The sequence below is a fragment of the Lunatimonas lonarensis genome, assembly GCF_000390185.1.
Classification (GTDB): Bacteria; Bacteroidota; Bacteroidia; order Cytophagales; family Cyclobacteriaceae; genus Lunatimonas; species Lunatimonas lonarensis.
On sequence record NZ_AQHR01000040.1, the window covers coordinates 1 to 13,280 of the forward strand.

Here is a 13,280-nt window from a genome sequence, read left to right on the forward strand (position 1 = left end):
TCAACATCTGCCTAAACCAACAAGGGGGATAACCGACTGCTTACGTTGCTTCCAAAGAATGTAAAATTCCTTGTTGTGATGGGTCAGTTTCGACTGATGATATAGGTTGAAAAGTATGATTTTCTAGGTCATCAAGGTCAATAGACAGACCTTCCAAGTCCATTAAATTACCATAGTCGTTAATTATGTTTTGCTTCTGAACTTCAAAAATTGAAAACAGACCACCAAAGTCAATAAGTGCATTAGTGGAATTAATCGGAAGTTTTTCGTAATGATTTTTATCGCCTATTGAAATTACATTGTCAATTTTCTTGATAAAAGCATCTTTGATATCGGAAGGAACGGAAGTATTAATTTCTTTGATGAGCTTTACGCAGATTTCAATTAATTCATCCTTTGTGATTAGTCCATCATCTAACATTTCACTTGGAATCTGCTCAATCTCTATGTTTGAATCTGATTGTAGATGATTGATTAGAACTTCATTCAAATAAATCGGGTCGTCTTCATTTCTATTAATTTCCCAAGTGTTGAATTCTTTAGTTCGTTTAATTCTCAATGACCAAATGAGAATAGGAGCAACTGTGAGTTTGTTATCTGATTGGTCTCGTCTGATAAGAATTGGGAAACCGAATCCGAATGTGTTAATTCCTTTTTCTGATTCAATCGCTTCTGTCTGATTGATTAAATTTTCAAAGGATTTTGTAATTCTAACTAATTGTGTTTGGTCTTCTTCAAAAAGTGTGTTTAAGTCTGGAACATTATCCTTCCAACTTATTCTAAATTTTAACGGTTGTTCAGATAGTAAACTCTTTATGAAGTTGTCAGGAAGTTTTTTGTCTATATGAGAAAGTCTGTTTAAGTCAAACTTATATCTCGAATTTGCAGGAATAGCGTTTAGGTGCACGCCCCTGCGGTTTCCTATCTTCAGTCGTCTTTGAAGTTCATTTAATAATTTTTCTGTCAGTTCCATTCTTGTTCCTTAGTGCGTTGGCAAAAATTCAGGCTCTTTTGCTTGCGAAGCGGTCGCCTGTGTGTAGGGGCAAGCAAGTGTGCCTGAATGTGCTGTTGGCATTTTATCTCTGTCATTCAATTTATTCACTGTCGTTGTCTTTTAGCATTGGCGGTAACGTTTTGCAGCTACCCGAAGGTGGCGATTTCGGAGCACAAAACTGTCAACCAAGCAGAAACTTTGATAGAAGCACAAAGCTTGATTGAACCACTGAACCGCCACTTTTGGGTAGGTGCTGTTGGCAGCTGGCTTTCTTTTTTCACGGTTCATCATTTCATTCTAGAGTATAAAGTTAAGCAATGATAATTTGTCACTTTTGTCAATTCCTTTTAACCCGAGGTCTTTTGAAATAAAATCGGTGAAATATATTTTTTCTTTGTTTCTCAATAAAAGCACAGTATAGTTGTAAAAGAAGGTCGGTAAGGCATAAGTCAAATTGTCTTCATCTCTCTGGCCTTTATTTCTTACGATTTTTTCAATGTCAGAAAACTGAATATCTCTTATTTCTCCTTTATTTTCAATTCTAATTATCCGCTTTGAATGATTTACTTTAATTGTTTTGTTTTTGTCTGCTTGTCTATACTGTATGTGTAATAATATTTGTGGAACGATGATGATTAAAAAACCAAAGCCAATGAAAAGTCCAACAGTTTCTTTTGTCAATAAGTAATATAAAAAACCTGAAACACCTATTAAGTGGAATAAAATCGACTTTTTAAGAATTCTCCATTCGTTTTGTCGTTCAAATTCAAACTTTAAGATAAAGTCTTCACCCATTTTTTGTCGTTTTATTTAGGGATTATCTGTTTTTAAGCTTGCTGCCAACTTCTTATTGGTCTGGTTTGGCCAGACCCTTCTCGCTTTTTACTGTTGAATTGGTCTGGTTTGGTTACCTTCTATCTCGTCTCCGCTTACAAGGTAATGCCTATCTCCCCCATGGATCTGAACCAAGTGGCGACGGATCCGCTACCGATAAAGATAGGGCTTATTTCCCGCCCAAAAAATACCCTGATCGGGGTAATTTTCGGTATTGGAGACGTGAGACGTAAGACGAAAGACGTAAGACATAAGACGTTAGATATGAGATATGAGATCGCAAAATCTACCATCCAACATCCTTTCCATAACCACGAATCCGAAGCGATCCTACCCTCCCAAACGTAACCATATATATCTCCGAAGGCTTTTTTCGGAGACGTTAGACGTTAGACATAAGATATGAATCGCAAAATCTACCACCCAACATCCTTTCCAAAACCACGAATCCGAAGCGATCCTACCCTCCCAAACGTAACCAAATATATCGCCGAAGGCATATATCCACCTATATCGCGAAGCAAATATCATTTTAATATCGCCAAACCTGTCTACCGACAGCTAGAGGCATTTTTCGAGGATGTGGGACATAAGATCGCGGAGTTTATAATTCCATCCATTCCTGAGAATTAAAAAAATCCTTCCGGAATAACTGAATAGACGCTACACTAGTGGGTTCGTGTATACCTTTTTAGTTTTTCCGACGCTGCGGCATAGGAGGGGTAGTGGCCATTAATGGGTACATGAACGGTAGAGGAACCGATCAAGGCTCCCAACAGTCCACCTCCGAGTGATCCGAGAATTGTTGTGAATACTTTCGTCTGAAATTCTCCCTCCGGTAAAAATATTTGTATAATATATGGTTGCGGTTCGTAGGTTGCTTGGATAATGGTATACGAGGCGATACCTCCGGCCGCCATCCCGATCAATAGACCCTTTGTCACGCTGTCCCGTTTGCGGATTTTGAGGTGGGTGATTTCGCTGAAATGGATCGTCACAGGCGGGGCATAGGGTGCTGAATGGTTAAGAATGGTAACCGAAGAATCCATTACGGCAAGCAAGGTTCCCTTGAAGCTGCCTTTCGATCCTGTCAGCTCCACGATGTTTTTGGGTAATGCGCTTTGCTGGGTTTGGGCGATGGCTGGGGCGATAAGCACACAGAAACAGAAAATAAGGATTGATTTCATAGTGCTGTATTTTATTAGAAAAATAATTTGAAAATGACACAAAAACAAATTTTATTGTCAATAAATAACTAAATCTAAAGTAGGGTATTTTGTAGGAAGTTAAGGAGGTGTCTTCCCGCCTTCGACAGATGCAGATTATTATGCGCTGCATCTTGTACATTCTGTGATGAACGGCCGCCAAGCAGACCCTACCTGCCGGCAAAGGTATGTTTAAAGCGATCGAGATAAGCTACCAATTGCTATTGGAAAGGGGTACTATCGGGCGCGGGAAGCCTTCTACGCATCCGGCGCAGCCAAAGTCCAATCGATAGGTAAAGGAGTGTGGGCAGGATACCGCAGATAGGGGATAGCAGGATTTCCGTGCCGGATTGCAGCACCACAAAGCCATCAATGACCAAATGGTTGATGACGGCATCCTCTACCGCGTGCAGTAGCACCACCGACCATACCGATTCGGTAAGCCGGAATAGCTCGGTAAACAGGACCGTCCAAACCAACATATTGACCACAGCAATGGCCGCAAACCAGCCCTTTTGAACCGGCAGAACGGTATACATGGCCTCCTCCGGCAGGAACTCCAGGTAATAGGGCAAGTGCCACAAGCCCCATACCATCCCGGCCAGCAGGTATATGCCCCCGTCCCCGATCTTCAGACCGATCAACTTGGCTGTGAGGTACCCCCTCCATACCGACTCCTCAAAGACGTTTTTCAGGAGGTTGATACCCAAAAGCATGGCGAAAGTGCTAAAATAGGCTCCCGCATCAAACGGCGAAAAATCAACCCACCCGGTAAGGGCACCCACCGCCAGGGAGAGGAGTGTCACGACCGGAAAAACCAAAAAAGCAACCAAATACCACTTCCATTGGCTGACCAGACGCGGACGGAGGCCTGCATCCTTCCAGCCATCACCAAAAAAAGTCCTAAGAACCACGACAAGTAAGAGGGGAGTAATCAACCACACGGCCATGCCGAGGGTTTCTTCCGCTGCCTGATCTGGCAACCTGCCGTCCAGCCATACACCCAGCCAGCCGATACCAAGGGCAACAAATGAAAAAATCCAAAGGTTACGAATCGTTTTGGAGCGGTTCATCGGCCAGGTTCGGGTTGATTGTTGTTCCAAAAATAAGGGATTCCCGGAAAACAAGCAGGCTGGTTTCCGGGATTTTTGTTGGAAAATAGCCGGTGTACGGATGGATTAGGTGGATAAATGAATGGATGCCAAAGGCAAAAATTCGGTGATTAGTGCCGATGACCATTTGATGTTTGGTTATTTACGGTTAAATTTCGGCTTAGCGAACCAAACTTTCATTCTGATGAGCAAAACGTACAGTACGATATTCCGATCTTTGATGTTGACCCCCCTACTGGCTTTGGCGATGGCCTGTGGAAAGTCCGGGGAAACCAATCCTTATTTTCTGGCAGACGACGACAACGGTGGGCTGAACCTGGCCCCGGGCATGAAGGCCTATGTGGTAGCGGAAAATTTGGGGCGTGGCCGCCATTTGGCAGTCAACGAAAGCGGAGATATTTACATGAATCTTCGCGAGCCGCATGAAAAAGGGGGAATCGTCGCCCTAAGGGATCTTGATGGAGATGGTAGGGCCGATGAAATTGAGTATTTCGGCGATTTTGGTGGCACTGGAATGGCATTTTACAACGGATACCTCTACGCTTCCAACGACAGTACGGTTTTTCGGTTTTCTTTTTCATCAGGCAATCTCCTTCCCGACAATGCAGCAAGTCCGGACACCATCGTGTACGGAATGCCAAAACAGACGGCCCATGCCGCCAAGTCGCTGGCGTTTGACGAGCAGGGTTTTTTGTATGTAAATGTGGGCGCTCCCTCCAACTCCTGTCAGCAGGAAGACCGGGTCAAGGGTTCGCCACCCATGGGGGATCCCTGTCCGCTTCTGGAGCGTACCGGCGGTGTTTGGCGCTTTGACGCAAACAAGATCGGTCAGAGTCAGTTGGAGCACGGTTACCGGTTTTCCACGGGTATTCGGAATGCCGTCGCATTAGGCTATAACCCGGGCGACAAGCAAGTGTACGCCGTTCAGCATGGTAGGGACCTGCTCAACAGCCTTTTCCCGGATTCATTTGACGAAAATGACAACGCGGAGATACCCGCCGAAGAAATGTTCAGGTTGAGTGACGGGGCGGACTTTGGATGGCCTTATTGCTATTTTGACCCCGCGAAGGAAATGAGGGTGATGTCACCGGAATACGGGGGAGATGGTAGGACAGTTGGTAGGTGCGAAGGTACCGAACAGCCGGTGATGACATTCCCAGCGCACTGGGCGCCCAATGACCTCACGTTTTATCAGGGCAATCAGTTCCCATCCGAATACAAAGGCAGCGCGTTGGTGGCGTTTCACGGATCCTGGAACCGGGCCCCATTGGAGCAGAAGGGATACTTTGTGGCCTTTGTTCCGTTTCGTAATGGACAGCCTACCGGGGAATACGAAGCCTTGGCGGAAGGCTTTGCAGGGGTGGAGACGATTGATAGCCCCTCTGACGCACTGCACCGACCCACGGGCATCGCGGAAGCGCCTGATGGGACGATCCTGATCTCTGATTCGGTATCCGGTAAAGTATGGCGCGTTTTTTATCAGGGGGAATCCTGACCACGCGAAAGCCAAAAAAAAAGCCCGATCAATAGACCGGGCTTTTTTATTCACTTTAACCACTAACAACCACAAACAAAATTTATCGATCAAATGACGCGAATCAAGTGATGACAAACATTATTTGTTGTAGTCCGTACGGGAATCGAACCCGTGTTTTATCCGTGAAAGGGATACGTCCTAACCCCTAGACGAACGGACCGGGGCATTTCCGGAAGCCTGATTTTTCGCTTTCCAAGTAGTCCGTACGGGAATCGAACCCGTGTTTTATCCGTGAAAGGGATACGTCCTAACCCCTAGACGAACGGACCAAAAGTGCATAGAAAGCCACCTCCGCGAAATGTCATGCAAATATAGGTGGTTTCAGTCATAAAGCAAAAAAGCCCCAAAAAATATTTGGTAGGCTTATTCAATACGTTGAAAATTAGATAAAAATATTGGTGGCCCCTGAAAAACGCCCCAAAAAGTGGTTTGATGCGCTGTAAGGGTTTTTCAATTTTATGATCAATAAAAGAACCAAATGATTCCACATACTGTTTCCCTATAAATCCTATAGATTATATTTAAATATCAACTACTATGACACTACGACTTGGGGATATAGCTCCCGATTTTACGGCAGAGAGTACAGCAGGTACCATCCATTTTCATGAGTACCTGGGAGACAGTTGGGGGATTTTGTTTTCCCACCCGGCGGACTATACACCGGTCTGCACCACCGAACTTGGCACCGTAGCCAAGCTGAAGGGTGAGTTTGAAAAGCGAAATGTAAAAGTGTTGGCCCTTAGTGTGGACGGATTGGATAGCCACAAGGGTTGGGTAACAGATATCAATGAGACGCAGGAAACCGAGGTTAATTTTCCCATCCTGGCAGATGAAGACAAAAAGGTATCGCTGCTGTACGATATGATCCATCCAAACGCCAGCGAGAACTTTACCGTCAGATCGGTATTTGTGATCGGAAATGACAAAAAGATAAAATTGATCATCACGTATCCGGCCAGTACCGGTAGGAACTTCGATGAGTTGCTGCGGGTAATCGACTCCCTCCAGCTGACCGCAAATTACTCGGTGGCCACACCTGCCAACTGGAAACATGGAGAGGATGTGGTGATCGCGCCGGCCATAAAAGACGAGGATATCCCCGCCAAGTTTCCCAAGGGACACAAACGTATTAAGGCGTATCTGCGGACCACTCCCCAACCCAATCTGTAAATCATTCGAAAAAGGCTGTCCGAAAAGGGCAGCCTTTTTTTATTTGTCGCGTATTTCTCAGACTTGAATGGGTATTTTAGTTAATTTTAGGCAAAAGATATACCGTAATTGTTGAAACGTAGATTTGCCAGGATGCAAGAGAAGAGGGTGAGTGCTGTGATTACCGGGTCAGGAAGATATATACCCGAGCGAGTGGTTTCAAACGATGATTTTCTGGGAGCAGAGTTTTATAGCGAATCGGGGGTGCCCATCCAAAAGGAGACTGCCGAGGTCGTGAAGACACTCCAAAAAATAACCGGGATCAAAGAACGCCGGTACCTGGCCGACGATCAGGTCACCTCGGATATGGGGTATTTGGCGGCAGAGGCCGCATTGGCCGATGCCGGGATCGATCGGGAGTCCTTGGATTACGTGATCGTAGCACACAATTTTGGAGATATCCGAAAGGACAACATCCGGGTAGATATGTGCCCGACGCTGGCTGCACGTATCAAACATACGTTGGGCATAGAAAATCCCTATACAGTGGCCTATGACCTGCCGTTTGGCTGTCCGGGATGGGTGCAGGGCATTATTCAGGCCGATTATTTCATCAAGTCGGGAGATGCCAAGGCTGTTTTGGTCATAGGGGCGGAGACCCTTTCCCGGATTTCGGATCCCCACGACGTTGACAGTATGATCTTTTCCGATGGCGCAGGAGCCGTGGTGTTGGAGGCCCGCACGACGGAACAGCCCTCGGGAATCCTCAAGCACCTCACCCGATCGGATACCCTTCACCACGCCCATTTGTTGGAGATGCAGGTTTCCTATAGGCCTGATTTTGGAAGTGACGCCCTTTTCCTGAAGATGAAGGGGAGGAAGCTGTATGAGTATGCGGTGAAGACGGTGCCCCAAGCGCTCAAGGAGTGCCTGGATCGATCCGGCTTGGGCTTGTCCCAAATCAAAAAGGTTTTTATACACCAGGCAAACGAGAAGATGGACCAGAATATACTGGATCGTTTGTTTCAGCTGTATGGCGACCAAGCGCCTCCGGAAGGCCTGATGCCCATGTCCATTTCGTTTTTGGGCAACAACTCGGTGGCCACCATCCCCGTGTTGTATGATTTGGTGGCCAAGGGGGAATTGGGCGATCATCGCCTGTCCGCCGGCGACTACCTGATGTTCGCTTCGGTAGGGGCCGGAATGAATACCAATGTGTTTATTTACAGGATACCCCTGGATTGACCCGCATAGATAGTACACCATGAAGATGATAGACGCACACCAGCATTTTTGGCATTACCGGTCGGCCGATTTTCCGTGGATTACCGATAAGTTGCAGGTATTAAAAAGGGATTTTCTTCCCGAAGAGCTGGGAAGGATATTGGAGAGAAACGGTGTGTCAGGGTGTGTGGCGGTGCAGGCGGCCCAACACGACAAAGAAACCCATTTTCTGTTGGATTTGGCAGATGCCAATCCCTTTATTCGCGGGGTGGTGGGCTGGATAGACCTGGAGGCTTTCAATCTATCGGAAAAGCTGCACGCCTACCTGCCCTTTTCCAAATTGAAAGGGTTTCGGCATATTCTTCAAGACGAGGAGGATCCCTCGTATATCCTCCGGCCCGGGTTTCAAAAGGGCTTGGACGTGATTTTCGAAAGAGGCTATACCTACGATTTGCTGGTATTTCCCCATCAGCTGGATGGGGCCCTTCAGACGGTCCGCAACTTTCCCGAAGCACCTATGGTCATCGACCATTTGGCCAAGCCGGGAATCGCAAAAGGGGAGATTCATTCATGGAAGGAAAAGATGCAGTCCTTTGGGGAGTTTCCCCATGTGTATGGCAAGCTTTCCGGCATGGTAACAGAACATACCTGGGATAGCTGGAAGCCTGCCGATTTTTTGCCTTACCTCGAAACCATGATGGAGGTTTTTGGCGAAGATCGGTTGATGTTTGGATCCGACTGGCCTGTGTGTCTGCTTGCCGGCACCTACGAGGAGGTAAAAGGTGTGGTGGAGCTTTTTTTGGAAGGCTTTTCCCCAGAGGTAAGGCGAAAGGTGTGGGCGGATAATGCGGTGCGTTTTTACAGCTTGTAAGGGTGTGAAGGTGCTTGAGAGTCTGCTTTACCGGTCGGCTGCTCTTAATGTTGACTAACTTAATTTTATAAACCGATGGGAAACCAAACCAGGTATTGTTTTGCGCTGGATCTCAAAGAAGATCCGGAGGTGATTGAAAGGTACATTGCACACCACCGTGCGGTACCTGCCGACATTATCAAAAGTATCACGGACGCCGGTATCGAAGTGATGGATATCTATCTGACCGGAAACAGACTTTTTATGATTATGGAGGTGGGAGAGGGTTTTTCCTTTGACCGGAAGGCTAAAATGGATCGTGAAAATCCGGCTGTACAGGCATGGGAATCCTTAATGGGGACGCTACAGCAATCCCTTCCCTGGGCGAAGCCCGGCGAAAAATGGGTGCTCATGGATAAGATATTTCATCTATAGGTAGGGTAGATTGACTTCATAGAAAGAAAATGAAAGCCAACTACTACTACATTCACAAATTATTGATTTCAATGAGCGGTTGTACGCTACCCTTTTTGCAATGCTTTTTGATACGTATTGATTACGAAAAGAACCACCGGGAAAATCGAGTAACCGCAAAAATATCCGGATAAAGACAGTGTTGGGCTGTCCGGTCCGCGGTTATTCTACTGGGAGGTACCGCAAGGATCGCTGGTTATACTAATAAACCGGTGGATATTTGTAGGAATGATTGCTGCGGGGATTGGGATGGCATGTTTGCATATCCCTGTCAGGCCCTGCGAATGATTACCGCACCGTTGGTGCTTTGGTGGAATGGGCGGATGATTCCATTGCCGTATAGGGAATATCAGTTTTTGTCGCATCGTTTGTTCTTAATTAACTATCAGCACCAAAGGTGCCACATCAATAGCCTTGGGCAAGGCCCAAGGAGGTATGAGAAAACGCCAACCAAGTGCCAAAGGCGCGGAATCAACCGCCTTGGTCATCACCCTAGCACCCTATCGCCTTTTAAAATCAGGAATGTAGCTTACCGGTTTGGTGTTTGATAATCAAGAGAAGCGTGGGTATTGAATCTTCGGAACGTGAACTCAGTATCCCAGGGGTAGGGCCGTCAGCCCTGTAATCTTAGTAGATTGAAATCGAAGTTTGCAAACAGAGGGGCGTAGCCCTGAAATCGTCATTGCCGCAGAAATGGGAGATCAAGCTGAAGAATCTGCATGCAGAGATTTTATTGACGGAACGATAAGAGGGTCTATTCTTGGCCAGATGTCTTTATTTTAACCAAAAAAGCCACTGGCCCGAAGCGGGTAGCGGCTTTTGTATAGTAGGGGGCTGAAAGAATTACTACATGCTTTTTACTTCAGAAACCAACCCGGTAAGCACTTTTTTCGCATCGCCAAAGAGCATCCGCGTTTTAGGATCAAAGAAGAGCGCATTTTCAATACCTGCGTATCCAGAGCTCATGCTTCGTTTGATGACGATCACATTGGTTGCCCTGTTTACCTCCAAGATCGGCATACCGTAGATGGGACTGCTGGGGTCATCGTTGGCTGCCGGGTTTACGACGTCATTCGCCCCGATTACCATCACCACATCGGTACTTGGGAATTTCTCATTGATATCATCCATATCGATGAGTTTGTCGTAGGGTACATCGGACTCAGCGAGCAGGACATTCATATGTCCGGGCATCCTGCCCGCTACGGGGTGGATTCCATAAAGCACTTCCACGCCTTTTTCCTCCAGTGCTTTTTCCAAATCATGCACGGCATGTTGGGCCTGTGCCACCGCAAGTCCATAGCCAGGCACGACCACGACCCGCTTTGCGTAGGAAAGCAATATGGAAGAGTCGGTGAGGTTTATTTCCCTGACGATCTGATCCCCGGCGTCTGCGCTTCCGCCTGCGGAGCTTCCTCCAAAGGAAGTGAACAGGATATTGGCAACGGATCGATTCATCGCCTTTGCCATCAGCAGCGTGAGCAAAAGCCCTGCAGAGCCCACGAGGATTCCACCCATCAGCATCACCATGTTATTGTAGAGGAGGCCGGTGGTGGCGGCGGTTACCCCTGTCAGGGAGTTAAGCAGCGATATGACCACAGGCATATCCGCTCCACCGATTGGATACACAAACGCGAGTCCGTAGATCAACGAAATCAGGACAATGACATACACAAGTACTGGCTGCGGTTCGCCGGATAGGATAACGTAAATGGCCAGGGCAACCGCCAGTCCAAGAACCAGGAACGCCAGTATCTTGTTGATATTGATGTCTTTGATGACGCCTTGCAGTTTTCCCATTGCCACCAGGGATCCGGAGAAAGAGATGGATCCGATCACCAAAGAAGCCATCAATACGGCTCCTTTTCCCACCTCATCCACGGGCAAATCCCCGTACTCCACCAATCCGATCAACGCAGCGGCAGCACCGCCCATTCCATTAAAGAACGAGACCAGCTGGGGCATAGCGGTCATTTGCACGGATTTGGCAAAATACAGGCCACCGCCTGTTCCCAGTGCCATGGCTACCAGAATAAGTGCGATGTTGTTTAGGCCCGGTGTCAAAAAAGAGGCGATAATGGCTAGTAGCATACCGGAAAGGGCCAGGGCATTTCCCCGTCTGGCAGAATCCGGGTGACTCATCAGTTTAATTCCCAAAATGAACAGCACCACTGCCACCATGTAGCAGATATCGATAATTTGTAAAATCATTTCCCTTATTTTTTGGCTGGTTTTTTCTTAAACATTTCCAACATACGGTTGGTGACGGCAAATCCTCCCACTACGTTCAACGTGGCCAGCAGTACGGCAAGAAAGCCCAATGACAGGGCCACGTAGTTTTCGGGGCTCGTTTTTCCGAGCACGAGAATGGAACCCACGATAACCACTCCGGACAAAGCATTGGAGCCGGACATGAGCGGGGTATGCAGTACCGTAGGCACCTTCGATATCACTTCTATACCGACAAAAACCGCCAGGATAAACACATAGAACTCCTGCTGGTTATCGGATAAGTATTGAATTAATTGTTCCATTGGTTTACTTGGTTAGAGGAGGGTACACTATCGAGCCTTCATGGGTGATGCAGGTACCTTTGATGATCTCGTCGTTAAAGTTGAGGTTTAGCTGGTCTTCCTTGAGAAGGAGTTTTAGCAGGTTGTGCACGTTTTTGCTGTACATTTTGGTCGCGTCTTCCGGCATAGTGGCAGGTAGGGCGGAGTTTCCAATAATGGTAACACCTTCTACCACCACGGTTTGGTTGTCTATCGTGCCTTCGCAGTTACCTCCGTTTATGGAGGCCAGGTCTACGATCACGGCACCCGGTTTCATTTTCACGAGCATCTCTTTGGTGACCAGCACCGGGGCTTTGCGTCCCGGAATCAACGCTGTGGTAATGATCACATCTGATTTGATGATCGATTTTTCCAGCATCTCCCGTTGTTTTTGCTTGTACTCTTCCGATTGTTCCACCGCATAACCACCGGCAGATTTATCTTCCACGGCACCCGGCACTTCCACAAATTTGCCACCTAGACTTTCCACCTGCTCTTTTACGGACGGGCGGGTGTCAAACGCCTCCACTACGGCACCCAGCCGTTTGGCGGTTGCGATGGCCTGCAAGCCGGCCACACCTGCACCGATGATCAGTACTTTGGCGGGCGCAATGGTTCCCGCGGCGGTCATCAGCATGGGAAAGAACCTGGGCAGGTGGCTGGCTGCCACAAGCACGGCTTTGTATCCCGATACGGTACTCATGCTCGAGAGTACGTCCATACTCTGCGCACGGGTGATGCGTGGGATGGCATCCATGCTCAAAAGGGTAATGCCCTGACCGGCGATTTCCTTTACCAGGTCTTGGGCTACCAAGGGCTGATATACGCCGACCAGCAAGGAGCCTGGGCTTAACTTGGCCCTGTCCTCGTGGGCCAGTGGTTGAATTTGAAACACCATTTGGGCTGTGGAAAGGAGTGCATCTCTTTCTGCTACCTTAGCTCCTGCCTCCTCGTAAAGCTCATCTGCCAAAAAAGCCTCCAGACCGGCACTTTTTTCAATGAGGACCTGATTACCCGACCCGACCAAGGCTTTTACAGCTTCGGGGTGAAGCGAAACCCTCGTTTCGTTGCCGGGTTCTTTTAATACTCCTAAAATCATATTGGATGTTTATTGAAGAAAATTAAAATTTTATAGGCTTGTAAATGACTTCTTAAATTTTTTGTGGAACCAGTAAATAGCTACGTATTTATCGGATTTAGACGTCTTTTTTAACAGTGCAAAAAAAACACTTTTTTACGGATTTATTAGGTATCTTCACCAAAAGTTTGTCGTTTTATCGGCCCTGCCAACCCATTCACTCCAGGAGATTTATCCCTGTAGGGGTTCTCCATCCATTTTTTTATCT

The 13,280-nt window shown here is 47.2% G+C and carries 13 protein-coding genes and 2 tRNA genes; 6 read left to right on the plus strand and 9 right to left on the minus strand.

The genetic code is table 11. The annotated features are described in order from the left end of the window. Nucleotides 1-40: 40 nt before the first annotated feature. Nucleotides 41-973, minus strand: coding sequence for a DUF4011 domain-containing protein (locus tag ADIS_RS04975; protein WP_010853260.1), 933 nt, complete (start codon nucleotides 971-973; stop codon nucleotides 41-43). A gap of 318 nt (nucleotides 974-1,291) precedes the next feature. Beyond that, the gene (locus ADIS_RS04980) at nucleotides 1,292-1,789 is read right to left on the minus strand and encodes a hypothetical protein (RefSeq protein WP_010853262.1); all 498 of its coding nucleotides are present in this window, start codon (nucleotides 1,787-1,789) and stop codon (nucleotides 1,292-1,294) included. 159 nt (nucleotides 1,790-1,948) lie between these two features. On the opposite strand from ADIS_RS04980, the gene ADIS_RS04985 reads away from it, so the two are divergent. Beyond that, nucleotides 1,949-2,176 carry a hypothetical protein gene (locus tag ADIS_RS04985; RefSeq protein WP_035804758.1) on the plus strand — a complete coding sequence of 76 codons (228 nt, stop codon included), beginning with the start codon at nucleotides 1,949-1,951 and terminating at the stop codon, nucleotides 2,174-2,176. A gap of 320 nt (nucleotides 2,177-2,496) precedes the next feature. Here the strand turns inward: ADIS_RS04985 and ADIS_RS04990 are convergent, their stop codons facing one another. Then, nucleotides 2,497-3,015, minus strand: coding sequence for a hypothetical protein (locus ADIS_RS04990; protein ID WP_010853264.1), 519 nt, complete (start codon nucleotides 3,013-3,015; stop codon nucleotides 2,497-2,499). Between the two features lie 239 nt (nucleotides 3,016-3,254). Continuing rightward, nucleotides 3,255-4,106 (minus strand): CPBP family intramembrane glutamic endopeptidase, encoded by an 852-nt coding sequence (locus ADIS_RS04995; RefSeq protein WP_010853265.1) that lies wholly within the window; start codon nucleotides 4,104-4,106, stop codon nucleotides 3,255-3,257. 223 nt (nucleotides 4,107-4,329) lie between these two features. Between ADIS_RS04995 and ADIS_RS05005 the strand changes: the two genes are divergently transcribed. After that, the gene (locus ADIS_RS05005) at nucleotides 4,330-5,640 is read left to right on the plus strand and encodes a PQQ-dependent sugar dehydrogenase (protein ID WP_010853267.1); all 1,311 of its coding nucleotides are present in this window, start codon (nucleotides 4,330-4,332) and stop codon (nucleotides 5,638-5,640) included. A 130-nt stretch (nucleotides 5,641-5,770) separates the two neighbouring features. Here ADIS_RS05005 and ADIS_RS05010 read toward each other — a convergent pair. Together ADIS_RS05010 and ADIS_RS05015 are read right to left on the minus strand one after the other, a co-directional pair. Continuing rightward, a tRNA-Glu gene (locus tag ADIS_RS05010) sits at nucleotides 5,771-5,842 on the minus strand. A 37-nt stretch (nucleotides 5,843-5,879) separates the two neighbouring features. Continuing rightward, nucleotides 5,880-5,951, minus strand: a tRNA-Glu gene (locus tag ADIS_RS05015). A 268-nt stretch (nucleotides 5,952-6,219) separates the two neighbouring features. On the opposite strand from ADIS_RS05015, the gene ADIS_RS05020 reads away from it, so the two are divergent. From ADIS_RS05020 to ADIS_RS05035, 4 genes are all read left to right on the plus strand, one after another. Then, nucleotides 6,220-6,855 carry a peroxiredoxin gene (locus ADIS_RS05020; RefSeq protein ID WP_010853269.1) on the plus strand — a complete coding sequence of 212 codons (636 nt, stop codon included), beginning with the start codon at nucleotides 6,220-6,222 and terminating at the stop codon, nucleotides 6,853-6,855. Between the two features lie 132 nt (nucleotides 6,856-6,987). Then, on the plus strand, nucleotides 6,988-8,079 hold the full coding sequence (locus ADIS_RS05025) for a 3-oxoacyl-ACP synthase III family protein (RefSeq protein ID WP_035804760.1): 1,092 nt from the start codon (nucleotides 6,988-6,990) through the stop codon (nucleotides 8,077-8,079). Between the two features lie 19 nt (nucleotides 8,080-8,098). Continuing rightward, nucleotides 8,099-8,929 carry an amidohydrolase family protein gene (locus ADIS_RS05030; protein ID WP_238325380.1) on the plus strand — a complete coding sequence of 277 codons (831 nt, stop codon included), beginning with the start codon at nucleotides 8,099-8,101 and terminating at the stop codon, nucleotides 8,927-8,929. Nucleotides 8,930-9,004: 75 nt separating this feature from the next. Continuing rightward, nucleotides 9,005-9,343, plus strand: a complete 339-nt coding sequence (locus tag ADIS_RS05035; protein ID WP_010853272.1) for an L-rhamnose mutarotase — start codon at nucleotides 9,005-9,007, stop codon at nucleotides 9,341-9,343. Between the two features lie 885 nt (nucleotides 9,344-10,228). On the opposite strand, the gene ADIS_RS05040 is transcribed toward ADIS_RS05035, so the two are convergent. The 3 genes from ADIS_RS05040 to ADIS_RS05050 are packed head-to-tail and all read right to left on the minus strand — an operon-like array spanning nucleotide 10,229 to nucleotide 13,033. Further along, complete coding sequence (locus ADIS_RS05040; RefSeq protein WP_010853276.1) at nucleotides 10,229-11,593, minus strand: NAD(P)(+) transhydrogenase (Re/Si-specific) subunit beta; 1,365 nt, start codon at nucleotides 11,591-11,593, stop codon at nucleotides 10,229-10,231. 5 nt (nucleotides 11,594-11,598) lie between these two features. After that, a complete protein-coding gene (locus tag ADIS_RS05045; RefSeq protein ID WP_010853277.1) occupies nucleotides 11,599-11,916 on the minus strand; it encodes an NAD(P) transhydrogenase subunit alpha in 318 nt (105 codons plus the stop codon). A gap of 4 nt (nucleotides 11,917-11,920) precedes the next feature. Next, nucleotides 11,921-13,033, minus strand: coding sequence for a Re/Si-specific NAD(P)(+) transhydrogenase subunit alpha (locus ADIS_RS05050; RefSeq protein WP_010853278.1), 1,113 nt, complete (start codon nucleotides 13,031-13,033; stop codon nucleotides 11,921-11,923). Nucleotides 13,034-13,280 lie beyond the last annotated feature (247 nt).